Below are 26,989 nucleotides of genomic sequence, written 5' to 3' on the forward strand. Positions count from 1 at the left end.
CTTCCTTACCGCGAGGCCAAGCCGGGCTGAGGCTCTCCCGGGGACGTCGTTAAGCGATCCTTGGCCAACTCCCCACCAGTTCGCGGGCTCGCGCGGCTTGGCCGCGGCCGGGGCCGCGTCCGATGCTCGACACGCGTCCCGATCCGCAGGCAGGAGCACGCATGCCCGAGCCCGCCGACGTCCACTTCCTCGAGGCGGCCGCGACCCTGGTGCCGTCCGGCGCGCCCGCCCCGCCGGGCGCGCTCACCGGCGAGCGCTGCCTGGAGCTGTTCGACGCGCAACTCGGCAGCCGGCACCTGGACCTCGCCGCCCGCCGCCTCCGGGCACAGGGCCACGGCTTCTACACGATCGGCTCGTCCGGCCACGAGGGGAACGCGGCCGTCGCCGGCGCCCTCCGCCCGGACGACCCGGCGCTCCTGCACTACCGGTCGGGCGCGTTCTTCCTGGAGCGGGCACGCCAGGTCCCCGGCCAGAACCCGCTCCGCGACGTCCTCCTCGGGCTGGTCGCCGCCGCCGAGGAACCGATCGCGGGCGGACGCCACAAGGTGTTCGGCAGCCGCCCGCTGAACGTGATCCCGCAGACCTCCACCATCGCCTCGCATCTCCCGCGCGCGCTTGGCGTGGCCTTCGCGATCGAACGCGCCGCCCGGCTCGGCCTGGACTCGCCGTGGCCGCGCGACGCCCTCACCGTGTGCAGCTTCGGGGACGCCTCCGCCAACCACTCCACCGCCACCGGCGCCGTCAACGCCGCCGTCAACTGCGGTTACCAGGGCCTTCCCCTGCCGCTCCTGTTCGTCTGCGAGGACAACGGGATCGGCATCAGCGTCCGCACGGCGCCCGGCTGGATCCACGCCGCGTACGGCTCGCGGCCCGGCCTCGCCTACTTCCACGCGGACGGCTGCGACCTCGCCGACGCCCACGCCGTGGCGGCGCGGGCGGCCCGCTGGGTCCGCGAACGCCGCCGTCCCGCCTTCCTGCACCTGCGGACCGTCCGCCTGATGGGCCATGCAGGCTCCGACGTCGAGTCGTCCTACCGGACCCCGGCCGAGATGGCGTCCGACCTGGAGCGCGACCCGCTCCTGCAGACCGCGCGGCTCCTCGTCGACCGCGGCGTCGCGACCGCGAAGGACATCGTCGGCCGCTACGAGGCCAAGCGCGCGGAGGTCACGGCGCTGGCCGAGAAGGTCGCGCGCGCCCCGCGCCTGGCGTCCGCCGCGGAGGTCATGGCGCCGCTGCGGTACACCCGCCCCGGCGGAGGAGCGGAACGCGCGGAGGGGGAGCCGGTCACGCTGGCGCAGGCGATCAACCGGACGCTCGGCGACCTGCTGGACGAGCGGCCCGGCATGCTCGTCTTCGGCGAGGACGTGGCCCGCAAGGGCGGCGTCTACGGGGTCACGCGCGGGCTGGTGAAGCGGGCCGGGGCGGCGCGGGTGTTCGACACGATCCTGGACGAGCAGTCGGTCCTCGGCCTCGCGCTCGGGTTCGGGACGGCCGGGATGCTGCCGGTCCCGGAGATCCAGTACCTCGCCTACCTGCACAACGCCGCGGACCAGATCCGGGGCGAGGCGGCGACGCTGCCGTTCTTCTCCTCCGGTCGGTACCGCAACCCGATGGTCGTGCGGATCGCGGGCTACGCCTACCAGAAGGGGTTCGGCGGCCACTTCCACAACGACAACGCCGTCGCCGCCCTGCGCGACATCCCGGGGCTCGTCATCGCGTCACCGTCTCGGCCCGACGACGCCGCGGGGATGCTGCGCGCGTGCGCGGACGCCGCCGAGCGCGAGGGGCGCGTGTGCGCGATGCTGGAGCCGATCGCGCTCTACCACGCCCGCGACCTGCACGAGGACGGCGATGGCGGGTGGCTGGCCCCGGCCGGCGGGACGGTACCGATCGGCCGCGCCCGCACCTACGGGGACGGCGGCGACCTCACCGTCGTCACCTTCGCCAACGGCCTGCGGATGAGCCTGCGGGCGGCCCGCCGCCTGGAGGCCGCGGGCGTCCGGTGCCGGGTGGTCGACCTGCGCTGGCTCGCCCCGCTCCCGGCCGAGGACCTGCTGCGCGAGGCCCGCGCCACCGGCGCCGTCCTGGTCGCGGACGAGACGCGCCGCACCGGGGGCGTCTCCGAGGGAGTCCTGACCGCGCTCGCCGACGCCGGCTTCAGGGGACGCACGGCCAGGGTGACGAGCGAGGACAGCTTCATCCCCCTGGGAGACGCCGCCCACCACGTCCTGCTGTCGGAGGCCGCGATCGAGGAGGCGGCGCGGAGGCTCCTCACGGTGCCTCGATGACCGGGTCGCCGCCCAGGTAGGCGGCCTTCACCCGGTCGTCCCGGGCGAGCGCGGACGCCGGGCCCTCCAGCACGATCCGGCCGGTCTCCAGGACGTAGGCGCGGTCGGCGAGGCGGAGCGTCTGATGGGCGTTCTGCTCGACGATCAGGATCGTGGCGCCCTGGTCGCGGATCTCCCGCACGACCCGCAGCACCTGCTGCGCCGTCTGCGGCGCCAGCCCCATCGTCGGCTCGTCCAGGGCGAGCAGCCGCGGCCGCAGCATCAGCGCCCGGCCGATCGCGAGCATCTGCTGCTCGCCGCCCGACAGCAGCCCCGCGGGCTGCCCGCGCCGCTCGCCGAGGCGCGGGAACATCGCGTAGACCTCGTCCCGGCGGGCCGCGACGAGCGCCCGGTCGCGGCGCCGCAGGTACCCGCCGAGCAACAGGTTCTCGGCTACGGTCAGCGCCGGGAACACGCGACGCCCCTCCGGGACGTGCCCGAGCCCGGCCGCGACGACCCTGTGCGCGGCGAGCCGGGTGATGTCGCGCCCGTCGAACTCGACCCGCCCGGACCGGGCCCGGTGCAGGCCCGTGACGGTCCGCAGCGCGGTGGTCTTGCCGGCGCCGTTGCTGCCGAGCAGCGCGACGATCTCGCCCTCGCCGACCTCGAAGGAGATCCCGGACAGCGCCTCGACCTGGCCGTACCGGCTGCGCAGGTCGCCGACCCGCAGGAGCGTCACCGCAGCACCTCCGGGACGAGGTCGGTCTCCGGGTCGTCCGGCACGCCGAGGTAGGCGGCGATGACCCGCTGGTCCTCCTGGATCTCCTCCGGCGGCCCCACCGCGATCGTCCGCCCGTGCTCCAGCACCGTCACCCGGTCGGAGATCGACATGACCAGCGCCACGTCGTGCTCGATCAGCACCACGGCGGCGCCGAGCGCGCTGATGCGGGAGATCAGCCCCATCAGCGCCCGCTTCTCGGTCGGGTTCGCGCCCGCGGCGGGCTCGTCCAGCAGCAGGACGCTGGGATCGCCCGCGAGCGCCCGCGCGATCTCCAGCCTGCGCCGGTCGCCGTAGGCGAGCCCGCCCGCCGGGCGGTCGGCCGCCTCCAGCAGCCCGACGAAGTCCAGGCAGCGGCGGACCGTGTCGAGGTCGGCGCGCGACAGCGGCCGCAGCAGGGCGCGGTCGCGGGCGAACCGGCCGATCAGCACGTTCTCGGCGACGGTCATCTCCTCGAACAGCCGGATGCTCTGGAACGTGCGCGCGAGGCCGGCGGCGGCGACCCGGTGCGGGGCGAGGCCGCGCACGTCCCGCCCGGCGAGCACGACCGTCCCGGCCGACGGCGCGATCATCCCGGTGACGCAGTTGAACGCGGTGGTCTTGCCCGCGCCGTTCGGGCCGATCACGCTCACGACCTGGCCGGCGTCCGCGCGCAGGGCGAGCCCGTCCACGGCCGTGACGCCGCCGAAGCGCCGGGACAGGCCGTCCACCTCCAGCAGTGTGCCCCGCGCGGCAGGAGGCTCGGGCGCGGGCCCCGCCTTCGCCGGGAGCCGCAGGCGGCGCGGCCGGTACGGCCAGACGCCCTGCGGCCGCAGGAGCACGATCAGGATGAGCAGCAGCGCGAAGAACAGCCCCCGGTACTCCTGGACGGTCCGCAGCACCTCCGGCAGCGCGACGATCACCACCGCGCCGACCATGACGCCGGGCCGGCTTCCCATCCCGCCGATGATGACCACGAGCAGGATCATCAGAGAGGTCAGGAACGTGAAGCTGGAGGGGTCCACGGTGCCGAGCTGAGCGGCGTTGAGCGGGCCCGCGACGGCCCCGACCATCGCGCCGAGCACGTACGCCAGCAGCTTCACCCGCCGCGCCGGGACGCCGACCGCCTCCGCGGCGGTGTCGTCGGCCCGGATGGCGCGCCACGCGTAGGCGAGCCGCGACCGGGCCAGCAGCGCCGTCGCGGCCAGCACGACGGCGAAGAACGCGAGCGCGAGGTGGAAGAAGTCCCTCGGCGTGACGATCTCCCGCCCGCCGACCGTCACCGGGGGGATCCCGGTCAGTCCGTTGGGGCCCCCGGTGACCTCCAGATTGATCACCGTGATCCGGATGATCTCCCCGAAGCCGAGCGTGACGATCGCGAGGTAGTCGCTGCGCAGCCGCAGCGTCGGGTAGCCGATGACCGCCCCGGCGACCGCGGCGGCGGCGACCGCCACCGGCAGCGTCGGCCAGAAGCCCCACTCCAGCTTCAGCGTCAGCAGCCCGGAGGCGTACGCGCCGATCGCGAAGAAGGCGGCGAACCCGAGGTCGAGGAGGCCCGCGTACCCGACGACGATGTTGATCCCGAGCCCGAGGATCGCGTAGACCAGGATGGTCCCGGCGACGGTCAGCGCGTAGTCGTCGAGGGTCTGCCCGGCGACCAGCGCCAGCGCGATGAGCAGCGGCCAGCCGCCGTACCGGACGGCCGCCTCCCCGCTCGCGGGCCGCGGCGCCCGCGCCCTCACGCGCGCTCCACGACGCGCTCGCCGAACAGGCCGGTGGGTCTCAGCGCCAGCACCGCGATCAGCAGCCCGAAGATGATGACGTCCGTCCAGCGGGACGAGACGTAGCCGGCCGAGAACGACTGCACGAGGCCGATGCACACGCCCGCGACCATCGTCCCCGGCAGGTTGCCGATCCCGCCGAGCACCGCGGCGGTGAACGCGCGCAGGCCGATGAGGAACCCCATGCCGAAGCTGATCTGCACGTAGTACAGCCCGTACATGACGCCGGCCGCTCCCGCGAGCAGCGACCCGATGAAGAACGTCGTCAGGATCAGCCGCTCCACGTTGATCCCCTGGAGCCGGGCCGCGTCGCGGTCCATCGCCAGCGCGCGCATCGCGGTCCCCGTCACGGTCCGGGTGACGAACGCCCACAGCGCCGCCATCAGCGCCACCGACAGCACGACCAGGACGAGCTGACCCCAGGTGACGTGGACGGCGCCGCTGAGGATCCGGCCGCCGTCCAGCGCGTGCGGGTAGGACTTGAACCGGGCGCCGGTGAGCACCTTCACCCCCTCCTCCAGTGCCAGCGACACCCCGATCGCGGCGATCAGCAGCGCCAGGCGCGGGGACGACAGCAGCGGCACGTAGGCGGCCCTGGCGATGCCGGCGCCGACGACGCCGGTGGTCAGCGCGCCGACCACGACGGCGGCGAGGATGGCGGGCAGCGCCATCCCGCCGGTCGCGCCGAGCGCGGTCAGCGTCCCGAACCCGGCGAACGCGCCGATCATGAACACGTCGCCGTGCGCGAAGTTGATCAGCCGGACCACCCCGTAGATCATCGAGTAGCCCAGCGCGATCAGCGCGAGGAACGCCCCGATCGTCAGGCCGTTCACGAGGTACTGGACGAATTCGCTCATCGGGCCCCTGATCAGGAGGTCTTGGCGTCCACCCAGGTGGCGCCGCTCTCGTCGAGCTTCTTGTAGGCGGTGAACGCGCCGTTCTGGACCTGGACGGTGATGTAGAGCGGGTCGGTCCGGTCGCCCTTGGCGTCGAAGGTGATCGGTCCGGTGATGCCCGGGAAGTCCTTGATCTTGTGGAGGGCCTCGGTGATCGCGGCGCCCCGGGTGGACCCGGCGTCGTCGATCGCCTTCGCGACGACCTTCACCGCGTCGTACTCGTACACCGAGAACGGCCCCGGGTCGGCGTTGTTCGCGGCCTTGTACGCCGAGACGAACGTCGCGGCGGCCGGCAGGTCCTTGGCCAGCGGCGCGGTGGTGGCGATGTAGCCGCCGGCCGCCGAGCCCGCGGTCTTCAGCACGGTGGAGTCGGTCGTGGCGTCCCCGCCCATGAGCGTGAACTTCAGCCCGAGCTGCTTGCGCTGCTTCATCAGCAGCCCCGCCTCGGCGAAGTAGCCGGTGAAGTACAGCACGTCCGGCCGCGTCGAGGCGATCTTGGTGAGCACGGGGCCGTAGTCGGACTGGCCGGGCTGCAGCGCGTTCTCGTAGACGACCTGGCCGCCCGCCCGCCTCGCCGAGTTCGCCGCGGCGTCCGCGAGCCCCTTGGCGTAGGTGGTGCTGTCGTGCAGCAGCGCAATCCGCCTGGCGCCGAGCGGCCCGGTCATGAACTTGGCCGCGACCAGGCCCTGGTTGTCGTCGCGCCCGCAGGTGCGGAACACCTTGCCCTTGCCGCTGTCGGTGAGGGACGGGTTGGTGGAGGCGTCCATCACGAACGGGACGCCGCGTCTGCCGTAGATCGGGATCGCGGGCACCGCCGCGCCCGAGCAGTACCCGCCGGCGACCGCCACGACCCCGCTGTTGAGCAGCTTCTGCGCGGCCTGCGCGCCCTGCTGGGCGCTGCACTGGTCGTCGGCCTCCACGATCTGGATCTTGCGGCCGTCCACGCCGCCGGCCTTGTTGATCTCGTCGGCGGCGACCTTGGCCGCGGCGAGGATGTCCTGCCCCGCCGAGGCCGAGTCGCCGCTCAGCGGCGCCGGGACGCCGATCTTGATGGCACCCGAGCCGCCGGAGCCGCCCGACCCGCAGGCCGCGGCGAGCGGGACGAGCAGCAGGCCGGCGCCCGCCGCGGTGAACATCCGGAACCGGCGTCCGCGGTCCCGCGGGGTCAGTGGAGTCATCGGCGGCTCTCCGTCGCTCGTGGCCGGCAGGTCCTCGTGGTCCGGGATGGTGAAAGCGTGAAACGTCGGGGCACGGGCGTCGAGACGGGCAAGCATGCGATCTCATGCACTGATCGGTAAGCACCGCTTGCCCTCTGGCCACTCGACAGCGCGGCCGCGGCCTGGAAAGGATCTCCCCATGGCCGGTGTCCTGCTGCTCTCCGCGGCCGACGTGCGCGCGGTGTTCGACCTGCCCGCCGCGATCGCCTCGCAGCGGGAGGCGTTCGCCGCGCTCGGCCGCGGGCGGGCGCGGCTCGCGCCGCGGGTCCTGCTGGACGGGCCGGACGGCGACGTCGCCTTCGGCTACCTCTCCCGCCTGCCCGGCGCCGGCGCCGTCGCCAAGTTCGGCAGCGTCACCCCGGGCAACGCGGCGCGCGGGCTGCCGACCGTGGCGGCCCTGGTGACCGTCCAGGACCCGGTCGACGGGCGGCCCGTCGCGATCATCGAGGGCGAGGCCGTGACGACGCTGCGCACGTCGGCGGCGAGCGCGGTGGCGGCCGACCATCTCGCGGTGCCGGGGGCCACCCGCCTCGCGGTCGTCGGCTGCGGCGTCCAGGGCCGCGCGCACGTGCGGGCGATGGCCATGGTGCGTCCCCTCACCGAGGTGACGTTGGCCTGCCGCCGGCCGGACACCTGCACCGCCGCCTCCGAGCTCGCGCGGGACCTGGAGTTGCCGGTCGGGGCCGCGGCGTCCGCCCGCGAGGCGGTCCGGGGCGCGCAGATCGTCGTCACCGCCACCACCAGCGCCGAGCCGGTCGTCCTCGGCGCGTGGCTCGATCCCGGGTGCACGGTCGTGAGCGTCGGGTCCTTCGCTCCGGACCGGGCGGAGGTGGACGGCGAGGTCCTCACCCGCGCCGCATCGGTCGTGGTGGACGACGTGACGACCGCACTGGAGCACGCCGGCCCCGTGGTGGCCGCCGTGCGCGCGGGGGAGCTGGACCCCGGCCGGGTGCGCCCGCTGGGCCCGATCGTCGCCGGCCTCGCCGCCGGGCGGCGCTCCGGCGCCGACATCGTCTTCTACAACAGCGTCGGCCTCGGCGTGCAGGACGCGGCGGCGGCCTCCGTCATCGTCGACCGCGCCCGCGAGGCCGGCGCCGGGACGCTGGTGGAGCTCTGACCCCGCCGGCCCGCCGAGTACACTGGCCGTTCGATAGAGCGAACGTGAGCCGAGTGAGCGGACGAGGGGCGGGAGCGTGGGCGCGTCAGGGGAATCGGTGCGGGACGTGCTGGCCGGCAACCTGCGCCGCGCGCGGCTGGAGCTCGGCCTGTCGCTGTCGGAGCTGTCCCGCCGCTCCAAGATCGGCAAGGCGACGCTCTCCCAGCTTGAGGCGGGCGCCGGCAACCCCACGATCGAGACCGTGTTCAGCCTGTCGCGCGCGCTGGAGGTCCCCATCTCCGACCTGCTCGACCACCAGGAGCCGTCCGGGCTCACGGTGGTGCGGGCGGCGGAGGTGGAGGTGCTGAGCGGGGAGGGCGTCGACCTGCGGCCGCTGCGCGGGATCGAGTCCGGCGGCGCCTTGTTCGAGGTGTACGACCAGCAGGTCAGGACCGGCCGCCGGCAGGACTCGCTCGGCCACGTGGGGATGGAGCACACGATCGTCCAGTCCGGGCGGCTCGCCGTTCGGGTGGACGACCGGGACGTCGAGCTCGGGCCGGGCGACTACGTCGGCTTTGACGCGCGCCTGCCGCACAGCTACAGCGCCGTGGAGGGGCCCGTCCGGTCCGTCCTGCTGCTGCAGTACAGCGCTGACCAGCGGCTTCACGCCTCGCCCGGAACCCCGTCCCATCTGGTCGAAACGCCCTGAATCCGGAGCCGCCCGCGCGTTGACATCGCGCGCGGGACGCACTTACTCTCGGAATCGTTCGGTTTAACGAACGACGAACGGGAGGGTCGATGACGCGGGTCGTGGTACTGGGCGCCGGGATCATCGGCGCGGCCTGCGCCCGCGAGCTGGCCCTGGCGGGCTGCGCGGTCACCGTCGCCGACCGGGGCGGCCCCGCCGCCGGGACCACCGCCCACGGCGAGGGCAACATCCTGGTCTCCGACAAGGGGCCGGGCCCGGAACTCGAACTCGCGCGGCTGTCGCGCGAGCTGTGGCCCGCCGTCCTGGACGGCGACCCGAACGCCGGCGGCGTCGAATGGGACGCCAAGGGCGGCATCGTCGTCGCCACCACCCCCGCGGGCGCCGAGGCGCTGACGGAGTTCGCCGGCGCCCAGCGCAGGGCCGGGGTGATCGCCGAGGACCTGGACGCCGCCGCCCTCGCGGCCGCCGAGCCCCACCTGACGCGCGACTTCGCCAAGGCCGTCCACTACCCCGAGGACGCGCAGGTCCAGCCCGCCGGGGCCGCCGTCGCCCTCCTGGCCGCCGCGGTGCGCGCCGGCGCCGTCCTGCGCACCGGGTGCGAGGTCCTCGGCGCGGTCCGGCGCGGCGGCCGTGTCACCGGCGTCCGCACCTCCGGCGGGACGATCGAGGCCGACGCGGTCGTCAACGCGGCCGGGCCCTGGTCGGGGGAGGTCGCCGCGCGGCTCGGCGTCCGGCTCGGCGTCCGGCCCCGCCGGGGCGAGGTCCTGGTGACCGCGCCGATGCCGCCGACGGTCTTCCACAAGGTCTACGACGCCGACTACGTGAGCGCGGTCGGCAGCGCCGCCGGGGACCTGCAGGCGTCCGCCGTCGTCGAGTCCACCCGGGCCGGGACGATCCTCCTCGGATCCTCCCGCCGCCGGGTCGGGTTCGACGACCGGATCCGCCCCGAGGTGCTGTCGGTCATCGCGGCCAAGGCGCTGCGGCTGTTCCCGTCCCTGGCCGGGGTGCCGGTGATGCGCGCCTACGGAGGGTTCCGCCCGTACGTCGACGACCACCTGCCCGTCATCGGCGCCGACCCGCACCTTGAGGGCCTCTGGCACGCCACCGGGCACGAGGGCGCCGGGATCGGCCTGTCCGCCGGGACCGCCGCCGTCCTGCGCGACCTCATGCTCGGCCGCGCCCCCGCGATCGACGCGGCGCCGTTCCGCGCGGACCGGCCTGCCGCCCAGTGCGAAGGAGAGACCCGATGAGCGCGCGACTCGTCCCCGCCGGCGGCGACCGGACCGGGCGCCGCCCCGACGTCCCGCTGCGGATCACCGTGGACGGCGAGCCCGTGGACGGCGTCGCCGGCCAGACCCTCGCCGGGGTGCTGCTGGCCGCGGGCCGCCGAACCTGGCGCCGGGGCCCTCCGGCGCCCCGCGCGGCGTGTTCTGCGGGATCGGCGCCTGCTTCGACTGCCTCCTCACCGTCAACGGCGTCCGCGACGTGCGGGCCTGCCGCCGCCGCGCCCGCGACGGCGACGTCGTCGCGACCCAGTCCCGGGACGCCCGGTGAGCCGGCACGTCGTGGTCGTCGGCGCCGGGCCCGCGGGGCTCGGCGCGGCGGCGGGCGCGCTGCGGGCCGGCGCGCGGGTCACGCTGCTCGACGCGGCCGAGGAGCCCGGCGGCCAGTACCACCGGATGCCGCCCGCCGCGTTCGGCGCAACCCGCCCCGGCCGCCTTCACCACGGGTGGCGGGGCTTCGAGCGGCTGCGCGACCGCGTGCTCGGCCATCCACGCTGCGCCTGGTGGCCCGAGAGCGCCGTCTGGTCCGTCGACCGCACCGAACAGGGGCCGCCGCACGTCCACGTGCTGCGAGGTGAGGCCGACGGCGCCGGACGGGAACGGCACGTCCTGCGCCCGGACGCGCTGGTGCTGGCGCCGGGCGCCCATGACCGCGTCCTGCCGTTCCCTGGCTGGGACCTGCCCGGCGTCTTCACCGCCGGTGCGGCGCAGGCGCTGGCGAAGGGGGAGCGCCTGGTCATCGGCGACCCCGTCCTCATCGCCGGTTCTGGACCGTTCCTGCTCCCGGTCGCCGCGTCGCTGGTCGAGGCCGGCGCCACCGTCCTCGGGGTGCTGGAGGCCAACCCCGCCGCCACCGTGGCGCGTGGCTGGGCGGCGCGCCCGTGGGAGCTGGCGCCGCAGGCGGGCAAGGCGGCGGAGCTGGCCGGGTACGCGGGGCTGCTGGCCCGGCACCGCGTCCCGTACCGGACGGGCCGCGCCGTGATCGAGGCCCGGGGCGACGGGCGCGTCGAAGAGGCGGTCACGGCGCGGCTCCGCCACGACTGGTCGGTCGTGCCCGGCACCGAGCGCACCGTCGCGGTGGACGCGCTCTGCGTCACCCACGGCTTCAGCCCGCAGCTCGAACTGCCCGTCGCCGCGGGCTGCCGGCTGCGCGGCGGCGCCTTCACCGACGTCGACGACGACCAGCGCACCAGCGTCCCCGGCGTCTACGCGGCCGGGGAGATCACCGGCATCGCCGGGGCGCCCGCCGCCCGCACCGAGGGGCTGCTCGCCGGCTGGGCCGCCGGGGGAGGAGACCGCGGCGACCGCGCGGCCGCCGCCCTGCGCCGGCGCCGCGACCGGGCGCGCGCGTTCGCCGGCCGGCTCGCCGCCGCGCACCCCGTCGGCGCGGCGTGGCCCGGCTGGCTGCGCCCCGACACGATCGTCTGCCGCTGCGAGGAGACCGCCTACGGGACCCTCCTGCGCGCCGCGGACGGCGAGGCCGCCGGCTCCGCCCGCGCCGTCAGGCTCGGCACCCGCGCCGGCCTCGGCCCCTGCCAGGCCCGCGTCTGCGGCCCCACTGTCGCCGAACTGCTCCGCGACCGCGCGGGCGGAGGCGATCCCCACCGCCGGCCCGTCGCCCAGCCCATCCGGCTCGGCGAGCTCGCGAACCCTCCAGTTGACACACCCGACAAGAAAGAGAGCGCCCGATGAGCGACAGCAAGCTCCAGAGCCTCGGCGGCGTCATCGTGGCGACGGCCCTGCCCTACCGCGAGGACGCCGCCGCCCCCGCCGGGCTCGCCGTCGACCACGACCGGTACGCCGAGCACTGCCGCTGGCTCGTCGACAACGGCTGCCGCGGCGTCGGCCCGAACGGGTCCCTCGGCGAGTACTCCTCGCTGACCGACGACGAGCGCCGCCGCGTCGCCCGCACCGCCGTCGAGGCGGTCGGCCGGGACGGCGTCGTCGTGGTCGGCGTGCACGGTCCCGGCTCCCACCAGGCCCGGCACTGGGCGCAGATCGCGGCCGAGGACGGCGCCGACGGCGTGCTGTGCCTGCCGCCGACGATGTACCGGGCCAACCGCGGCGAGATCATCGCGCACTTCGAGGCCGTCGCGTCCGTCGGCCTGCCGGTCATGGTCTACAACAACCCCATCGACACCAAGGTCGACCTCACCCCGGACCTGCTGGCCGAGATCGCCCAGATCGACGGCGTCGTCGCGGTCAAGGAGTTCTCCGGCGACGTCCGCCGCGTCCTGGAGATCCGGGAGAGGGCCCCGGGCCTGGAGGTGGTCGCCGGCGCCGACGACGTCACCCTCGAAGCGCTGCTGATGGGCGCGACCGGCTGGTTCGCGGGCTTCCCCAACGTCTTCCCCGCCGAGTCGGCGCTGCTGTACGAGCTGGCCACCGCCGGGAAGCTGGAGGAGGCCCGCGCCCTGTACGAGCCGCTCGTCGCCGCGTTCCGCTGGGACTCGCGCACCGAGTTCGTCCAGGCGATCAAGCTCGGCATGGAGCAGGTCGGCCGGTACGGCGGCCCCTGCCGCCCGCCGCGCGGCCCGCTCGTGCCCGAGCACCGCGCCGCCGTCACCGCCGACATGGACCGCGCGATCGCGGCCCTCGCGCGGCGGCGGGCCGCCTGATGCGCTCGGCCCGGTCGATCAGCGCGGTCGACTCCCACACCGAGGGGATGCCGACGCGCGTCGTCACCGGCGGCGTCGCGCCCATCCCGGGCGCCACGATGGCCGAGCGGCGCCGCCACGCCGTGCGGCACCTGGACGGGCTGCGCCGCTTCCTCGTGGACGAGCCGCGCGGCCACCCCGCGATGAGCGGCGCCCTGCTCCAGCCGCCCACCCGCCCGGACGCGGACTGGGGCGTGGTCTACGTCGAGGTCAGCGGGTTCCTGCCGATGTGCGGGCACGGCACCATCGGCGTCGCGACCGTCCTGGTCGAGACCGGGATGGTGGAGGTGACCGAGCCGGAGACGATCGTGCGGCTGGACACCCCGGCCGGCCTCGTCGAGGCCCGCGTCGAGGTCCGCGACGGCGTCGCCGAGCACGTGACGCTCCGCAACGTCGCCTCGTTCGCGCTCCGGCGGGACGCCGTGGTGACGGTGCCCGGGCTCGGGGACGTCCGCTACGACATGGCCTACGGCGGCAACTTCTACGCCATCACCGACCTCGAACCGCTCGGGCTGCCGTTCGACCGGGCCCGCAAGGAGGACATCCTCCGGGCGGGGCTGGCGATCATGGAGGCGATCGACGGGACCGACCGCCCCGTCCATCCGGCCGACCCGCTGATCGGAGGCTGCAAGCACGTCCAGTTCCTCGCGCCCGGGTCGGACGCCAGGCGCTCCCGCAACGCGATGGCGATCCATCCGGGCTGGTTCGACCGGTCGCCCTGCGGCACCGGCACCTCCGCCCGCATGGCCCAGCTGCACGCCCGGGGCGAGCTGCCGCTGCACACCGAGTTCGTCAACGAGTCGTTCATCGGCACCCGCTTCACCGGGCGCCTGGTCGGCACCGCCGAGGCCGGCGGCCTGCCCGCGGTGATCCCCGAGTTCACCGGGCGGGCCTGGATCACCGGCACCGCCACCTACCTGCTCGACCCCGCCGACCCCTTCCCCGAGGGCTTCGTCCTCTAGAGGGCCGGCCGGCTCCCCGAGCCCTTCACGGCGGCCCCCTGACCGCCGATCCACACCCACCTTGGTATTCCCCTGCACCAGTCGGGAGGGACCGTCATGTCCCAAGCCATGCCGAAAACACGACCACCGCGGGGCCCGGCCGGGTCCGCGCTGTTCACCCGGGCCGGAGTCTTCCGCCTGAAACCCGTCGACTCCTCGGAGGAGGAGACCCCGGGCGGCCTCCGCCGCACCATGGGGCTGTGGCAGCTCGTCGCGCTCAGCCTCGGCGGGCTCGTCGGCGCGGGCGTGTTCTCGCTCGCCGGCGTCGTCGCCCACGACGACGCCGGGCCCGGCGTGATGATCTCCTTCCTGATCGCCATCATCGCCAGTTCCGCCGCCGCGCTCTGCTACGCCGAGTTCGCCGGCACCATCCCGAAGGCCGGCTCCGCCTACACCTACTCCTACGCCGCGCTCGGCGAGGCGATCGGCTGGGCGATCGGGTGGGACCTGCTGCTGGAGTACACCGCGATCGTCGCCGTCGTCGCGATCGCCATCTCCGGCTACCTGTCCTACATCCTCGACCAGATCGGCCTGGACATCCCGGACTGGGCGCTCGGGGCGCCCGGCACCGGCGCCGGTCACAAGGTCGACCTGTTCGCCGCGCTGCTGTGCCTGCTCCTGGCGTTCGTGCTGTCGCGCGGGACGAAGGAGTCCGCGCGGTTCGAGACGATCCTCGTCGTGGTCAAGCTCGCCATCGTCGCGCTGGTCATCGTCGCGGGAGCGTTCCACATCTCGGCCGGCAACTTCAGCCCGTTCCTGCCGTTCGGCATCGGCGGCGCCGTCGCGGGGGCCGCCACCACCTTCTTCGCCGTGTACGGCTATGACGCCATGAGCGCGGCGGCGGAGGAGAGCGCCGAGGCCAAGAAGGTGCTGCCGAAGGCGATCGTCATCTCGCTGGCCATCGCCGCGGTCATCTACCTGCTGGTCTGCATCGTGCTGCTCGGCATGCAGGACTACCGGCAGATCGACGTCAAGAGCCCGTTCTCCAGCGCGCTCGCCTCGGTCGGCCTGGCCGGCCTCGGCACGGTCGTGGCGGTCGGCGCCGTCGTCGGCATCACCACCTCCGCGCTCGCGAACATGCTGGCGGTCACCCGCGTCTGGTTCTCGATGAGCCGGGACGGCCTGCTGCCCTCCTACTTCGCCCGGAACCACCCGCGCCGGCAGGTGCCGACCCGCGTCATCTGGCTCGTCGGGCTCGGCTCGGCCGTCATCGCGGGGCTGCTGCCCATCAAGGAGGCGGCCGACCTCACCAACATCGGCATCCTGATGGCGTTCATCGTCGTCGCGATCGCCGTCATGGTGATGCGCCGCACCCGCCCCGACCTGCCGCGCTCGTTCCGCACCCCCTGGGTGCCGGTGGTGCCGCTGGTCGGCATCGCCTTCTCGATCTGGCTGATCGCCAACCTCGACTGGATCACCTGGGTCCGGTTCGCGGTGTGGATGGTGCTCGGCCTGATCGTCTACGCGCTGTACGGGTACCGCAACTCGGTGGAGAACCGGGCGCCGCGGTCAGCCCGCACCGCCCCGAACACCGAGGACGAAGGGAGCAGTTCATGACACCGGACCAGGCCGTCTCCGCGGCGGTCGCCGCCGCGCCAGGCTGGGCCGCGTCGCCGCCGGCCGAACGCGCCGCCCACCTGGCGGCGGTCGCGGACGCGCTGGAGGCCGCCCGCGGCGAACTGGTCGCGCTCGCCGACGAGGAGAGCCGCCTCGGCGAGGCGCGCCTGAACGGCGAGCTGACCCGCACCACGTTCCAGCTGAAGCTGTTCGCCGGGCAGGTCCTGGAGGGCGCCTTCCACGACGCCCGCATCGACCGGGCCGACCCGCAGTGGCCCACCGGCCCGAGGCCGGATCTGCGCCGCTGCCGGACGGCCGTCGGTCCTGTGCTGGTGTTCGCGGCGAGTAACTTCCCGTTCGCCTTCAGCGTCGCCGGCGGCGACACCGCGTCGGCGTGGGCGGCGGGCTGCCCCGTCGTGGTCAAGGCGCACCCCGGCCACCCCCGGCTGTCGCGCCGGACGGCCGAGGTGATCGCCGGCGCCGGGCTCCCGGACGGCGTGTTCGCCCTGGTCGAGGGCGAGGACGCCGGAGTCGAGGCCCTGCGGCATCCCGGCGTCGCCGCCGCCGCGTTCACCGGCTCCCAGCGGGGCGGACTCGCCCTCGCGCGGATCGCGGCGGAGCGGCCGGTGCCGATCCCGTTCTTCGGCGAGATGGGCAGCGTGAACCCGTCCGTGGTCACGCCCGGCGCGGCCGAGGCCCGCACCGAGGAGATCGCCGAGGGCTACGCGGCGTCCCTCACCCTGGGGGCCGGCCAGTTCTGCACGAACCCCGGCCTGCTGTTCGCCCCCGCCGGGCTGCCGGCGGGTATCGCGGCGCACCTGCGCGAAGCCGCCGGCGCGCCGATGCTCAACGAGCGGATCAGCGCCGGGTACCTGGCCGCGGCGGGCGCGCTGGGCGCCCGGCCCGGCGTGCGGCGCCTCGTCTGGCCGGACGAGGCGGACGCGCTGACGCCGCGCCTGCTCACCATGGACCTGGCGGCCTTCCAGGCCGACATCGACGCCGCTGCGGAGGAGTGCTTCGGGCCGCTCGGCCTCGTCGTCACCTACGACCGCCTCGCCGACCTCACCGGCGTCGTGGCCGCCCTGCCCGGCCAGCTCACCGCCTCGCTGCACGCCGAGCCGGAGGAGACCGGCGACCTCGCCGCGCTCGCGGCGGTGCTCGCCGGCCGAAGCGGCCGCGTCCTGTGGAACCAGTGGCCCACCGGTGTGTCCGTCACGCACGCGATGCAGCACGGCGGGCCGTACCCGGCCACGACGGCGCCCTCCACCACCTCGGTCGGCACGGCCGCGATGGAGCGGTTCCTGCGGCCGGTCGCCTACCAGGGCTGGCCGCAGGACCTGCTCCCGCCGCCGCTCCGCGACGACAACCCGTGGAAGGTCCCGCAGGCCGTCCGGTGAGACCGTCCTCGGTCCGCTGCGCGCAGCGGACCGAGGACGTGCGGTCAGCCGACCCAGACGGTCTTGGCGTTGCAGAACGCGCGCATGCCGTCCGCCGACAGCTCGCGCCCGTACCCGGAGCGCTTCACCCCGCCGAACGGCAGTTCGGGGTAGGACGTCGTCATCCCGTTGATGAAGACCTGCCCGGCGTCCAGCTCCCGCACGAACCGCTCCCGCTCGTCGTCGTCGCGCGTCCAGGCGTTCGAGCCGAGCCCGAAGCCCGTCGCGTTCGCGACCTCGACGGCCTCCGACACCCCGCGCACGCGCAGCAGCGACGCGACCGGCGCGAAGACCTCCTCGTGGTACATCCGCATCCCGGGCGTCACCCCGGAGACCACCGTCGGCGGGTAGTACCAGCCGGGCCCGTCCGGGCGCTCGCCGCCGCACAGCACGGTGGCGCCCTTGCCGACCGCGTCGGCCACGAGTTCCTCGACCTCGGCGCGGCCCTGCTCGCTGACGAGGGGGCCGACGTCGGTGGACTCCTCCATCGGGTCGCCGACCTTCTTCGCGCGCATCCGCTCGACGAACAGCCTCTCGAACTCCTCGGCACAGCCGGTGTCGACGATGAACCGCTTCGCCGAGATGCAGCTCTGCCCGTTGTTGAGGCACCGGGACTCGGCGGCCGTGCGCGCCGCCGCCTCGAGGTCGGCGGACGGCATCACCACGAACGGGTCGCTGCCGCCGAGCTCCAGCACGGTCGGCTTGATCTCGTCCCCGGCGATGGAGGCGACGGACCGCCCGGCGGGCTCGCTGCCGGTGAGCGTCGCGGCCTTCACCCGCGGGTCGCGCAGCACCCGCTCGACCTTCGCCGAGCCGATCAGCAGCGTCTGGAACGCGCCCTCGGGGAACCCGGCGCGGCGGAACAGGTCCTCCAGGAACAGCGCCGTCTGCGGGACGTTCGAGGAGTGCTTCAGCAGCCCCACGTTCCCCGCCATCAGGCCGGGCGCCGCGAAGCGGATCACCTGCCACAGCGGGAAGTTCCACGGCATGACCGCCAGCACGGGCCCGAGCGGCTGGTAGCGGACGTAGGCGTCCCGCGCGTCCACGTCCGCGGGGTCGGCGGGGCGCCGGTCGGCCAGGAACTCCGCCGCGTGCTCGGCGTAGTACCGGCACGCCTTCGCGCACTTGTGCGCCTCCGCCACGGCCGCCTTGTGGGTCTTGCCCATCTCGGTGGTCAGCATGGCGCCGATCTGGTCGGCCTCCCGGTCGAGGACGTCCGCCGCGGCGTTCATCCACTCCGCCCGCCGCTCCAGGGGGACCGAGCGGTAGGAGGCGAACGTGTCCGCCGCCCGCGCGACGCGCCGGTCGACCTCCTCGTCGGTCAGCGCGTCGAAGGTCTTCTCGACCTCGCCCGTCGCGGGGTTGGTCGTGGCGATCGTCGTCATGTCGGGATGCTCCCTGAGTGTCGGACTCGTTCACCCGGGGCGTGCCCGAGCCGGCCCGCAGGAAACGCCAGCCCGGCCCGGCGGTCAGCCGGGGATCACGCACACCGGCGAGGGGACGCCCAGGGGCGGCCCCGCCGGCACCGGGACGCCGTCCGGCCCGATCCGGAAGGTCGCGAGCGCGTCGCTCCGCTCGTTCGCCACGTGCATCCACTCGCCGTCCACGTGCAGGTCGCGCGGCCAGTGCCCGCCGGAGGGGACGTCCGCGACCGGCGCCAGCGCCGCGCCGCCCTCCAGCACCCGGTGGGCCGTCACCACGTCCGTGCCGCGCATGGAGGTGTAGACGTACCGGCCGCCGTCGCCGACCTTGATCGCCGCACCCTGGGCCGCGTCGCCCGCCGGACCGGCCGTCGCGGGCGACTCCGCCACGACCTCCAGGCCCGCGTACCCGTCGGCCGGCCTCAGGACCAGGACGGACGCGGCCAGCTCCGCCAGCACGTGCACGTGCCCGCTCGGATGGACGACCAGGTGCCGCGGTCCGCACCCGGCCGGAAGGGGCGTCTCCCCGACGAGCCTCAGGGCCCCGCCCTCGATCCGGAAGGACCGCACGAGGTCCGCCCCCAGGTCGGTCGTCAGGACCGTCCCGTCGGGAGCGTGGACGGTCATGTGGGCGTGCGGGCCCTCCTGGCGGTCGGCCCTCGGCCCGCCGCCGTGCCCGTCCGCCACGTCCGGCTCCCCGGCGAGACCGCCGTCGGGGCCCAGCGGGTAGGCCCGGACCGTCCCGGACCCGTAGTCGGCGACGAGGAGGCGGCCGCCGTCCGGTGAGACGGACAGGTGGCAGGGCAGCGCCCCCGCCTCCCGCGCCCCGATCTCCTTCAGCCGCGGTCCGGCCGCCTCGTAGGCCACCACCCCGCCGCGGTCCTCCTCCCGGACCGCGTACAGGACGTCCTTGGTGGGATGGACGGCCAGGTACGACGGGCACACCGCCTCCGCCGCGAGCACGGCCGCCCGCAGCGTCCCGTCGGCGCCCCGCGCGACCCGGTAGATCCCGGCGCCGCCTCCGGCCGCGCCGGTGTACGTGCCCACCCAGAACGCCCGCTCGCTCACCCGGGACTCCCCTCGAAACGCGATCCACCCCGCCCTCGGCGGCCGAGGGCGAGCCTAGTCCCGTCCATGATCGGCGTCGCTCCTCCGGGCACTCCCGGAGCCTGCCGGCGACCCCGCTCGCGGCCTGGGCGGGCGCGGGCGGACGGGGCGGATCGCTGCGCGCGCGGGGACGGCCCTGATACGGTCACGCGCGGTCGACCTATGATCGCCGGTGGGGAGCGGCGTGGCGCCCGGGGGACGTTCGGCGCCCGCCCGTGGGGGTACGCCCTCGCCCCCACGAGGAGATGAGAGAAGGCAATGGCTGATATCACCGAGTCGCCCGAATGGACCGCGCTGGCCGAGCACCAGGCGGCGATCGCCGGGCGGCACCTGCGCGAACTCTTCGCGGAGGACCCGGGCCGCGCCGACCGGATGACGGTGACCGCGGGGGACCTGTTCCTGGACTACTCCAAGCACCGCGCCACCGGCGAGACCCTGGCGCTGCTCGCGGCGCTCGCCGAGCGGGCCGGGCTGCGCGCCAGGATCGATGCGATGTTCGGCGGGGAGCACATCAACGTCAGCGAGGACCGCGCCGTCCTCCACACCGCGTTGCGGCTGCCTCCCGGCGAGGCGCTGAAGGTGGACGGGCAGGACGTCGCGGGCGACGTGCACGCGGTCCTGGACAAGATGGCCGACTTCGCCGGACGCGTCCGGTCGGGGGAGTGGACGGGCTTCACCGGAAAGCGCATCACGACCGTCGTCAACATCGGCATCGGCGGCTCCGACCTCGGCCCCGCCATGGCCTACGAGGCGCTGCACGACTTCGCCGACGCGGGCGTCTCCTGCCGGTTCGTCTCCAACATCGACCCGGCCGACATCCTCGGCAAGCTCGCCGGACTCGACCCCGAGCAGACGCTGTTCGTCGTCAGCTCCAAGACGTTCGGGACGCTGGAGACCCTCACCAACGCCAAGGTCGCGCGGCGGTGGCTCACCGAGCGGCTCGGCGACGACGCCGTCTCCCGCCACTTCGTCGCCGTGTCGACCAACGCCGAGCGGGTCGCCGAGTTCGGCATCGACACCGCCAACATGTTCGGGTTCTGGGACTGGGTGGGCGGGCGCTACTCCTTCGACGGCGCCATCGGCCTGTCGCTGATGATCGCGATCGGCGGCGAGGCGTTCCGCGAGATGCTCGCCGGGTTCCGGGAGGTCGACGAGCACTTCCGGAGCGCGCCGTTCGAGGCGAACATGCCGGTGCTGATGGCGCTGCTCGGCGTCTGGTACACCGACTTCTTCGGCGCGCAGACCCGGGCCGTCCTGCCCTACAGCCAGCGCCTGTCGCGGTTCCCCGCCTACCTCCAGCAGCTCACGATGGAGTCCAACGGCAAGTCGGTGCGGGCCGACGGCGCCCCGGTCATCGCGCAGACCGGCGCGATCTTCTGGGGCGAGCCGGGCACCAACGGGCAGCACGCCTTCTACCAGCTGCTGCACCAGGGGACCCGGCTCGTGCCCGCGGACTTCATCGGCTTCGCCGAGCCGTTCGAGGACCGCGAGGGGATGCACGACCTGCTCATCGCGAACATGCTCGCGCAGACCTCGGCGCTCGCGTTCGGCAAGACCGCCGAGGAGATCGCCGCCGACGGCACGCCCGCGGCGGTCGTCCCGCACAAGGTCATGCCGGGCAACCGGCCGAGCAGCACGCTCCTCGCGCCGAAGCTCACCCCGAAGACCCTCGGCTCCCTCGTCGCCCTCTACGAGCACATCGTCTTCGTCGAGGGGACGATCTGGGGCATCGACTCCTTCGACCAGTGGGGCGTCGAGCTCGGCAAGGTCATGGCGATGGACCTCGCCCCGGCCCTGACCTCGCCGGAGCCGCCGTCCGAGGCGCCCGACCCGTCCACCGGCGCGCTCGTGCGCAGGTACCGGGAGCTGCGCGGCCGCAGGGTCTGATGTCCTCGCCGGCCTGAGAGACGCGAAGGGCCCGCCGGTCGTCCGGCGGGCCCGTCCCTTCGCCGTCAGGCGCGCGCGCCGGGCAGGGGCCCCTCGACCCAGCCCTGCGACTCCAGGATGGCGCGGAACTCGCCATAGGAGATGAACCCGTCGAGGTTGCTGTCCGCCCTCTCGAACCTGTCCTGCGTCTCGGCCCGCGTCCAGGACAGCCCCAGCTCCTCCAGCCCGAGCGTGAACTCCATCAGGTCGAGCTTCTCGTCGCCGCCGAGGTCCGCGCGCGTGAACACGGCAAGAAGGTCGTCCCCGGTCGGTCTCGTCGTCATCTCGCTCCTCGTTCCGGTCCGAACTCAGCCCCGCATCTTGTCACAGCGAGTCGGCCCGTCCCTATGAGAAACGCCGCGGGACGATCCTCGGTTCCCCGCTAACCCTCGCCCGTCAACTCGGGGACTCGGTGGCGGTAGCGCTCCAGCAGCGCGGCGTTCACCTCGTCGCCGCCGGGGACGTTCGCGCTCGTCCAGCGGGGCGGCTCAACGCCGCGCGCCGCCGCGAGGTCGTCGAGGTCGGCGAGCACCCGCGCCCACGCGTACGCGGCGAGGACGGTGGAGACCGCCGCGGTGCGCGGCGCGCCCGCCGGATGCAGCACGTCCCCGGGCGGGACGCACGTGTCGAGGACGATGGCCGCGTGGTCGGCGAGGGTCGTGTCGGCCCTCGCCGCCGCGCCGCGCGACGCCCGCGCCGAGGTCACCGCGACGACCGGCACGCCCCGCGCCGCGCACTCCCGCGCGACCTCCACCGGATAGGGGTTGCGGCCGCTGGTGGAGAACACCACCGCCACGTCGGGCGGGGCGGGCGCGGCCTTCTCGACGACGGCGCGCCCCACCCCGTCCCGTCGCTCGGCGCGGGTGCTGCGCAGCGCGTGGTCGAGCGGGAAGACGTCGGGGTCCCAGATCGGGCGGACGGCGGCGAGGCCGCCGGCCCGGTAGAACGTCTCGCAGACCATCGCCAGGGAATGCCCGGCACCGGCGACGTGCACGATCCCGCCGGCCTCGATCGCGTCGAGCAGCAGGGCGGCGGCGTCGCCGGCCGCCCCGCCCGAGGTCGCGTCGAGGTCGTCGAGCAGGGTGCGCACCCTGGCGGGGAACCCGGAGGACGCCGCGTCAGGCATTCGGTAGAGCCTCCTTCAAGATGCGGGCCAGGTCGTCTTCGCCGGACGCGGCGCGCAGGCGGTCGGCGAGTCCGCCCGACAGGGCGCGCGCCAGCCCGGACAGGGTGCCGACGTGCGCGTCGGGGTCGGGCGTGCAGAACGCCAGCAGCAGGTCGACCGGGTCGTTGTCGGGATGACCGAACTCGACCGGCGTGGCCAGCCGGGTCACGCCGACGCCGACGGCCAGGCCGCCCTCCTCGGGACGGGCGTGGACGAGCGCGAGCCCCTTGGTCAGCACGATGTACGGGCCGTTCTCCTCCACCACCCGGACGCACGCCTCGGGGTAGCCCTCGCCCGCCGCGCCCGCGGTGACCAGCGCGGAGGCCGCCACGCGGACGGCCTCCCGCCAGTCGCCCGCGGTCGCCTCGTCGGTCGCGGCGACGACCGGGCCCGGCGCTGCGGATCCGGTGGCCGCTCCCTCGGAACGGGCCGTCACGAGAGCCATCCCTGCTCGGTGAGGCGCTCCCTGAGCTGGGCCTCCAGGCCCTCCTTGTCCAGGAAGTCGCTGATGGTGATCACCACGGGGGCCAGGTCGGCGATCTCGCCGGTGTGCATGCCCTGGCCGATCACCACGTCGGGCGACATCCCGCGCGCCGTGGAGACGTCGGTGTTCTCCACCCGGGCCTCCACGCCGAGCGAGCGCAGCGCGTCCTCGGCGGTCATCTTGAGCATCAGGCTTGAGCCCATGCCGACGCCGCAGACCGCGAGGATCTCCAGTTGCCGGTCCAGTGCCATGTCGTCCTTCTCTCCTCGTAGGGTGGTCGGTCAGGCCTGCGCGGGCGTCCGTCAGGCCTCCGCCGTCCGCCGGGCTTCCCCCCGTCAGGCTTCCGCGGGGGCCGCGCTCTCGGGCGCCTTCTCCTCCTCCTGCTCGTCCGCCGCCGCCCGGCGCTTCTCGGCGCGGCCGAGGAGCAGCAGGGTGATGATCATCGCGCCGACCGCGACCGCGGGGACGAGCCAGATCGAGTTGCCGCCGACGACCGGGTCCGCGGCCTTCAGCAGCCAGCCGATCGCGTACCAGTCGGGGTCGGCGAGCGTCGCCAGCTCGGGCGCGGTCCGCTCGTACAGGCCCCAGGTGACGGCCTGCCCGACGGCCAGGATCAGACCGGTGATGACCCCGCCGAGGACCGCGCCGCGCCAGCCCGCCACCACGTTGCCGAACAGCGCCGCCGCGCCGCCCACGAAGAACAGCATGATCATGGGCGGGGCGAGGGTGAACCAGCCGGCGGCGGCGAAGACCGCGAGGCAGACCAGGAACACCGCGGTGGAGGCGACGAACCCGACCATGACGGCGGTCGGCGCGACGGGGAACACGGTGGGCGCGTCCAGCGCGGGCCGCGTGCCCGGGATGACGCGGTCGCTGAACCCCTTGAACGCCGGGACGATCTCGCCGAGGAACATCCGCACGCCGAACAGCAGGATCGCGATGCCGCCCGCGAAGCGCAGGCCCACCAGGATCGCCCACACCCACGGCGAAAGCTTGTCGTCCATCTCGGCCGCGGCCTTGGTCACCACGCCGTGGTCGGCGAACGCGACCCCGACCAGCATGATCACGGTGATGATCAGCGCGGTGCTGACGTTGACGTCCTTGAAGAACGACAGCTGGCGCGGGAGCTTCAGCTTCTCGGTGTCGTGCTTCTCGCGGCTGCCGAGCGGGCGGGCCGCGTAGCCGGTGATCAGGCAGGCGAGCGAGCTGGTGTGCGCGAACCCGAAGCGGTCGTCCGGCATGACGCGGCGCATCAGCGGCCGCATCCACAGTGGTTGCAGCGTCCAGTACGCGGCGACGAACCCGGCCCCGCAGAGCACGAGCGTGAGCTGGTCGGCGCCGGGCGCGATCGTCACCAGGGAGGCGACGGTGACCGTGCTGACCCAGAACATCAGGTGGCCGGTCAGGTACAGGTACCGGGCCGCGGGGAAGAGCCGCACGACCAGCACGTGCGCCAGGAACGCGACCGTGATCACCAGCGCGACCGTCCCGCCCTGGTCGGCGAGGAAGTCGGCGAGGCTGTTGTCCGCCTTCGGCGGCGTGGTCCCCATCGCGCTGGCGAGCACCGTCTGGAAGCTCGTCAGCCCCCCGGTGAAGACCTCCACGCCGATGAACAGGATGACCACGCCGATCGTGGCGCGCAGCGCCCCGGCGAAGACGTCCTCGAACCGCTTGCGCTGCAGGAGCAGGCCCGCCAGCGTGATGAGCCCGATGAGGATGGGCACCTGGCCGAACACGTTGTCGGCCAGGAAGGTGAGGATGTCCTTGATGACGTCCATGGTGAACTCGCCTCACATCTCGGGGGATGGGTGGTGCGCTGTCGCCCCCGTCAGCGCGGACGGACGATCATGCGCCCGGGACGCGGCGCCCCGGGCGGGCGGTCAGTGGCTCGGTGGTCGCAGGTCCAGTTCCAGCCGGTACCGGTCGCCGCGGTAGAGGGACCGGACGTACTCCAGCGGCCGGCCGCCCGCGTCCCTGGTGATCCGCTCGAACAGGAACGCCGGCATGTGCACCGGGACGCCGAGCTCGGCGGCCTCCTCGGCGGTGGTGACGGTCGGCTCGATGGTCTCGGTGCCCGAGGCGATCACGACGCCGTTGCCCCGGAGCAGGTCGTAGAACGAGCGCCCTTCCAGGTCGCTCCGCCGCAGGTCCGGCATCAGCGCCCGCGGAAGGTAGAGGGTCTCGATGGCCATGGGGGCCTCGTCGGCCAGCCGGAGCCGCCGAATGGTAAATACCTCTTCGACGGGCGACAGGGCCAGCCGGCGGCCGATCCGCGCCCCCGCGGTCTCGGTGCGGAACGACAGCACCCTGCCGCCCGGCTTCATCCCGCGCCTGATCATGTCCTCGGTGAACGAGGTCATGGTCAGCGACACGGCGATCCGGGGTTCCGCCAGGTAGGTCCCGCTGCCGTGGCGCCGGTCGAGCAGGCCCTCGGCGACGAGCCCGTCGATGGCCTGGCGCAGCGTCGGCCGCGAGACGCCGAGCTCCTCGGCCAGCCGGCGCTCGGACGGCAGCGCGTCCCCGACGTCCATGCCGTCCAGCATCGCGAGCAGCTCCCGGCGCACCGTCTGCCGTTTCGTGCTCGCGGTCCGGGCCTCACCGGCGGATGGCACGCCTGTCACCTCCTTTGACGCGATTCCTGTCGTCGCACACGGTATGTCCCATTATGGCGACTGGTCAATACCACTTTGGCGATGTTTGCCGTGGTCACGACCGGAGGGCCCGAACTAGCGTCTCGGCAGATCGGCAGACGGTGCCGATCCCGACCGTGTCAACGCCGCGCTCGCCGCGGCGAGGAAGGCGGCCAGATGAGGAAGCTCGTGCGCGGCGCAGTGGCGCTGGCCCTGCCGATGCTCATGCCGGCGGCGCTCGGCGCGGCGCCGGCCCAGGCGGACCCGGGCCGGCCGGGGACGGGGGACGGCTGGAGGCTGGTCGCCTCCGAGCCGTTCGACCGGCACATCGACGACGCGAAGGCCCCCTGGAAGCCGGACGGTGACGGTCCGTCCAGTCCGTACAACGTCGACATGTACGACAACGACGGCGCCTACTTCGACACGATGGGCGGCCCGGCGTTCCGGCAGCAGCTGGCGAAGATGAGGACCTACCGCAAGTCGTTCACCTTCGGGAAGCGCGGCTGGCTCACCGCCGAGCTGGCCGCCCGCGACGCCGACGGGGACGGCCGGCCGGACGCGCCGCCCACGCTCACCTCCCGCAAGGGCGTGGCCCGGCTGGACGAGCCGGCCCACCAGGCGGGCGTCGTCATCCGCTCGACCCGCGACCTGCCCGCCGAGTACCGGGTGGAGATGACGCTGCGCGGCCTGGACTTCGGCGGCCAGCGGAACGGTTCCTGGGACTATCCGGACGGCAGGGTCAACGGCTACTCGCCGGCGGGCTGCAAGACCAACTTCCCCTGGGCCTCGGGCGGCGACTACACCCGGCCCGAGTGCGAGTGGGCCGACGTCCGGACCGACTCCAACGGCTTCTACTACATGTCGATCATGGACTACCCGCGGGTCGCGCCGCACAACAACGTGTTCGTCCACGGCCATCGCAAGGTCGCCATGGACGGATACAACCGGTACCGGTACACCGGCAAGGGCCTGCTGTACTGCGACCCGGCGACCGGGCAGTACGAGCCGTACTCCGCCGGGACGGGCAACGGCGTCAACGCGATCTTCATGACCGACGACCGCCGCTACCCGACGATGCCGGGCACCGAGTACCTGATGGAGAGCGAGTGCGGGCTGCGCAAGGGCGGCGCCATCGTCTCGACCGTCGACCTGAAGCCCGAGCTGCTGCCGGCGGAGCCGTACACGTTCGCGGTCGAGCGCCGCGGCGGCGCCTACACGATGGAGATGTCCGGGGTCTTCGCGCATGTCGGCAGGGCGACATTGCGCTACACGCGCTCGTTCGTCCAGGACGGCGAGCCGATCTGGCACTACAACCAGAAGCCCGGCGAGTACGACGGCCGGTTCAACGCCGACTGGACCTGGACGGGCCCGGGCGGCACCCTGGTCGACCGCGACACCTGGCCGGCCGGATCCGCCTACCCGGACCGGTTCATGATCGGTGACCCGCACATGAACTTCTACGAGGGATCGGCGCAGGTGGACGACATCCGGCTGTACGTTCCGCGATAGCGGACCGGATGTCGGTGGTGCGGGCCAGGGTCCGTGAGAACGTTCCCTGGCCTCGCCCAAGGGGGCCCGTGACCCGGCAGACCGCGCCAG

At 74.2% G+C, this 26,989-nt stretch carries 24 protein-coding genes and 1 pseudogene; 13 read left to right on the plus strand and 12 right to left on the minus strand.

All coding sequences use genetic code 11. From position 1 onward, the window contains the following. Window positions 1-161 precede the first annotated feature (161 nt). Complete coding sequence (locus BJ999_RS20575; protein WP_179834799.1) at window positions 162-2,288, plus strand: thiamine pyrophosphate-dependent enzyme; 2,127 nt, start codon at window positions 162-164, stop codon at window positions 2,286-2,288. Here BJ999_RS20575 and BJ999_RS20580 read toward each other — a convergent pair. From BJ999_RS20580 to BJ999_RS20595, 4 genes are read right to left on the minus strand one after another with little or no spacing between them, the layout of a single operon-like run. Then, window positions 2,272-3,006 carry an ABC transporter ATP-binding protein gene (locus BJ999_RS20580; RefSeq protein WP_179834800.1) on the minus strand — a complete coding sequence of 245 codons (735 nt, stop codon included), beginning with the start codon at window positions 3,004-3,006 and terminating at the stop codon, window positions 2,272-2,274. The genes BJ999_RS20575 and BJ999_RS20580 overlap by 17 nt on opposite strands. Then, window positions 3,003-4,766 carry a branched-chain amino acid ABC transporter ATP-binding protein/permease gene (locus tag BJ999_RS44180; protein WP_179834801.1) on the minus strand — a complete coding sequence of 588 codons (1,764 nt, stop codon included), beginning with the start codon at window positions 4,764-4,766 and terminating at the stop codon, window positions 3,003-3,005. The genes BJ999_RS20580 and BJ999_RS44180 overlap by 4 nt, the downstream gene beginning before the upstream one ends. Beyond that, complete coding sequence (locus tag BJ999_RS20590; protein ID WP_179834802.1) at window positions 4,763-5,662, minus strand: branched-chain amino acid ABC transporter permease; 900 nt, start codon at window positions 5,660-5,662, stop codon at window positions 4,763-4,765. The genes BJ999_RS44180 and BJ999_RS20590 overlap by 4 nt, the downstream gene beginning before the upstream one ends. Window positions 5,663-5,673: 11 nt before the next feature. Next, the gene (locus tag BJ999_RS20595) at window positions 5,674-6,879 is read right to left on the minus strand and encodes a branched-chain amino acid ABC transporter substrate-binding protein (RefSeq protein WP_218935155.1); all 1,206 of its coding nucleotides are present in this window, start codon (window positions 6,877-6,879) and stop codon (window positions 5,674-5,676) included. Between the two features lie 178 nt (window positions 6,880-7,057). On the opposite strand from BJ999_RS20595, the gene BJ999_RS20600 reads away from it, so the two are divergent. From BJ999_RS20600 to BJ999_RS20640, 10 genes and pseudogenes are all read left to right on the plus strand, one after another. Continuing rightward, a complete protein-coding gene (locus BJ999_RS20600; protein WP_179834803.1) occupies window positions 7,058-8,035 on the plus strand; it encodes an ornithine cyclodeaminase family protein in 978 nt (325 codons plus the stop codon). A 76-nt stretch (window positions 8,036-8,111) separates the two neighbouring features. Then, window positions 8,112-8,723 (plus strand): helix-turn-helix domain-containing protein, encoded by a 612-nt coding sequence (locus BJ999_RS20605; protein ID WP_179834804.1) that lies wholly within the window; start codon window positions 8,112-8,114, stop codon window positions 8,721-8,723. A gap of 89 nt (window positions 8,724-8,812) precedes the next feature. After that, window positions 8,813-9,973 (plus strand): NAD(P)/FAD-dependent oxidoreductase, encoded by a 1,161-nt coding sequence (locus BJ999_RS20610; RefSeq protein ID WP_179834805.1) that lies wholly within the window; start codon window positions 8,813-8,815, stop codon window positions 9,971-9,973. Continuing rightward, window positions 9,970-10,080 (plus strand): annotated as a pseudogene (locus BJ999_RS43070) (hypothetical protein); the annotation flags it as partial. The gene BJ999_RS20610 and the pseudogene BJ999_RS43070, both read left to right, overlap by 4 nt. Window positions 10,081-10,148: 68 nt before the next feature. After that, window positions 10,149-10,277: a 2Fe-2S iron-sulfur cluster-binding protein gene (locus tag BJ999_RS43075; protein ID WP_229810580.1), complete on the plus strand. Its 129-nt coding sequence runs from the start codon at window positions 10,149-10,151 to the stop codon at window positions 10,275-10,277. Then, window positions 10,274-11,698, plus strand: coding sequence for an FAD/NAD(P)-dependent oxidoreductase (locus tag BJ999_RS20620; protein WP_179834806.1), 1,425 nt, complete (start codon window positions 10,274-10,276; stop codon window positions 11,696-11,698). The genes BJ999_RS43075 and BJ999_RS20620 overlap by 4 nt, the downstream gene beginning before the upstream one ends. Continuing rightward, window positions 11,695-12,624: a dihydrodipicolinate synthase family protein gene (locus BJ999_RS20625; protein ID WP_179834807.1), complete on the plus strand. Its 930-nt coding sequence runs from the start codon at window positions 11,695-11,697 to the stop codon at window positions 12,622-12,624. The genes BJ999_RS20620 and BJ999_RS20625 overlap by 4 nt, the downstream gene beginning before the upstream one ends. Beyond that, window positions 12,624-13,625 carry a proline racemase family protein gene (locus tag BJ999_RS20630; protein ID WP_179834808.1) on the plus strand — a complete coding sequence of 334 codons (1,002 nt, stop codon included), beginning with the start codon at window positions 12,624-12,626 and terminating at the stop codon, window positions 13,623-13,625. Before BJ999_RS20625 ends, BJ999_RS20630 begins: the two co-directional genes overlap by 1 nt. A gap of 96 nt (window positions 13,626-13,721) precedes the next feature. Continuing rightward, a complete protein-coding gene (locus BJ999_RS20635) occupies window positions 13,722-15,221 on the plus strand; it encodes an amino acid permease (RefSeq protein WP_229810579.1) in 1,500 nt (499 codons plus the stop codon). Next, window positions 15,218-16,618 carry an aldehyde dehydrogenase (NADP(+)) gene (locus tag BJ999_RS20640; protein ID WP_179834809.1) on the plus strand — a complete coding sequence of 467 codons (1,401 nt, stop codon included), beginning with the start codon at window positions 15,218-15,220 and terminating at the stop codon, window positions 16,616-16,618. Before BJ999_RS20635 ends, BJ999_RS20640 begins: the two co-directional genes overlap by 4 nt. A gap of 44 nt (window positions 16,619-16,662) precedes the next feature. Here BJ999_RS20640 and BJ999_RS20645 read toward each other — a convergent pair whose 3' ends face one another. Continuing rightward, a complete protein-coding gene (locus BJ999_RS20645) occupies window positions 16,663-18,042 on the minus strand; it encodes an NADP-dependent succinic semialdehyde dehydrogenase (RefSeq protein ID WP_179834810.1) in 1,380 nt (459 codons plus the stop codon). Window positions 18,043-18,126: 84 nt separating this feature from the next. After that, window positions 18,127-19,146: a lactonase family protein gene (locus tag BJ999_RS20650; protein WP_179834811.1), complete on the minus strand. Its 1,020-nt coding sequence runs from the start codon at window positions 19,144-19,146 to the stop codon at window positions 18,127-18,129. A 297-nt stretch (window positions 19,147-19,443) separates the two neighbouring features. Between BJ999_RS20650 and pgi the strand changes: the two genes are divergently transcribed. Next, window positions 19,444-21,072 carry a glucose-6-phosphate isomerase gene (gene pgi, locus BJ999_RS20655; protein ID WP_179834812.1) on the plus strand — a complete coding sequence of 543 codons (1,629 nt, stop codon included), beginning with the start codon at window positions 19,444-19,446 and terminating at the stop codon, window positions 21,070-21,072. Window positions 21,073-21,137: 65 nt separating this feature from the next. Here the strand turns inward: pgi and BJ999_RS20660 are convergent, their stop codons facing one another. The 6 genes from BJ999_RS20660 to BJ999_RS20685 all read right to left on the minus strand — a co-directional run bounded on the left by BJ999_RS20660 (window position 21,138) and on the right by BJ999_RS20685 (window position 25,372). Next, on the minus strand, window positions 21,138-21,395 hold the full coding sequence (locus BJ999_RS20660) for an EF-hand domain-containing protein (RefSeq protein ID WP_179834813.1): 258 nt from the start codon (window positions 21,393-21,395) through the stop codon (window positions 21,138-21,140). Between the two features lie 98 nt (window positions 21,396-21,493). Then, on the minus strand, window positions 21,494-22,237 hold the full coding sequence (locus BJ999_RS20665) for a sugar isomerase domain-containing protein (protein WP_179834814.1): 744 nt from the start codon (window positions 22,235-22,237) through the stop codon (window positions 21,494-21,496). Then, window positions 22,230-22,712: a PTS sugar transporter subunit IIA gene (locus BJ999_RS20670; RefSeq protein WP_179834815.1), complete on the minus strand. Its 483-nt coding sequence runs from the start codon at window positions 22,710-22,712 to the stop codon at window positions 22,230-22,232. The genes BJ999_RS20665 and BJ999_RS20670 overlap by 8 nt, the downstream gene beginning before the upstream one ends. Then, window positions 22,709-23,011: a PTS sugar transporter subunit IIB gene (locus BJ999_RS20675; protein WP_179834816.1), complete on the minus strand. Its 303-nt coding sequence runs from the start codon at window positions 23,009-23,011 to the stop codon at window positions 22,709-22,711. The genes BJ999_RS20670 and BJ999_RS20675 overlap by 4 nt, the downstream gene beginning before the upstream one ends. 84 nt (window positions 23,012-23,095) lie before the next feature. Beyond that, on the minus strand, window positions 23,096-24,538 hold the full coding sequence (locus BJ999_RS20680; protein ID WP_179834817.1) for a PTS ascorbate transporter subunit IIC: 1,443 nt from the start codon (window positions 24,536-24,538) through the stop codon (window positions 23,096-23,098). A 102-nt stretch (window positions 24,539-24,640) separates the two neighbouring features. Beyond that, window positions 24,641-25,372: a GntR family transcriptional regulator gene (locus BJ999_RS20685; protein WP_276530300.1), complete on the minus strand. Its 732-nt coding sequence runs from the start codon at window positions 25,370-25,372 to the stop codon at window positions 24,641-24,643. Between the two features lie 195 nt (window positions 25,373-25,567). Here BJ999_RS20685 and BJ999_RS20690 point away from each other — a divergent pair, with 195 nt between their 5' ends. Beyond that, the gene (locus BJ999_RS20690) at window positions 25,568-26,899 is read left to right on the plus strand and encodes a hypothetical protein (protein WP_179834818.1); all 1,332 of its coding nucleotides are present in this window, start codon (window positions 25,568-25,570) and stop codon (window positions 26,897-26,899) included. Window positions 26,900-26,989 lie beyond the last annotated feature (90 nt).

Source organism: Actinomadura citrea, from assembly GCF_013409045.1.
Classification (GTDB): domain Bacteria; phylum Actinomycetota; class Actinomycetes; order Streptosporangiales; family Streptosporangiaceae; genus Spirillospora; species Spirillospora citrea.

Bases quoted from the DNA above. Each gene is read 5' to 3' on its own strand.
- BJ999_RS20575 (WP_179834799.1), top strand. From the start codon at position 162: ATGCCCGAGCCCGCCGACGTCCACTTCCTCGAGGCGGCCGCGACCCTG.
- BJ999_RS20590 (WP_179834802.1), bottom strand. From the start codon at position 5,662: ATGAGCGAATTCGTCCAGTACCTCGTGAACGGCCTGACGATCGGGGCG.
- BJ999_RS20595 (WP_218935155.1), bottom strand. From the start codon at position 6,879: ATGACTCCACTGACCCCGCGGGACCGCGGACGCCGGTTCCGGATGTTC.
- BJ999_RS20600 (WP_179834803.1), top strand. From the start codon at position 7,058: ATGGCCGGTGTCCTGCTGCTCTCCGCGGCCGACGTGCGCGCGGTGTTC.
- BJ999_RS20610 (WP_179834805.1), top strand. From the start codon at position 8,813: ATGACGCGGGTCGTGGTACTGGGCGCCGGGATCATCGGCGCGGCCTGC.
- BJ999_RS20625 (WP_179834807.1), top strand. From the start codon at position 11,695: ATGAGCGACAGCAAGCTCCAGAGCCTCGGCGGCGTCATCGTGGCGACG.
- BJ999_RS20630 (WP_179834808.1), top strand. From the start codon at position 12,624: ATGCGCTCGGCCCGGTCGATCAGCGCGGTCGACTCCCACACCGAGGGG.
- BJ999_RS20635 (WP_229810579.1), top strand. From the start codon at position 13,722: ATGTCCCAAGCCATGCCGAAAACACGACCACCGCGGGGCCCGGCCGGG.
- BJ999_RS20640 (WP_179834809.1), top strand. From the start codon at position 15,218: ATGACACCGGACCAGGCCGTCTCCGCGGCGGTCGCCGCCGCGCCAGGC.
- BJ999_RS20645 (WP_179834810.1), bottom strand. From the start codon at position 18,042: ATGACGACGATCGCCACGACCAACCCCGCGACGGGCGAGGTCGAGAAG.
- pgi (WP_179834812.1), top strand. From the start codon at position 19,444: ATGGCTGATATCACCGAGTCGCCCGAATGGACCGCGCTGGCCGAGCAC.
- BJ999_RS20660 (WP_179834813.1), bottom strand. From the start codon at position 21,395: ATGACGACGAGACCGACCGGGGACGACCTTCTTGCCGTGTTCACGCGC.
- BJ999_RS20665 (WP_179834814.1), bottom strand. From the start codon at position 22,237: ATGCCTGACGCGGCGTCCTCCGGGTTCCCCGCCAGGGTGCGCACCCTG.
- BJ999_RS20675 (WP_179834816.1), bottom strand. From the start codon at position 23,011: ATGGCACTGGACCGGCAACTGGAGATCCTCGCGGTCTGCGGCGTCGGC.
- BJ999_RS20680 (WP_179834817.1), bottom strand. From the start codon at position 24,538: ATGGACGTCATCAAGGACATCCTCACCTTCCTGGCCGACAACGTGTTC.
- BJ999_RS20690 (WP_179834818.1), top strand. From the start codon at position 25,568: ATGAGGAAGCTCGTGCGCGGCGCAGTGGCGCTGGCCCTGCCGATGCTC.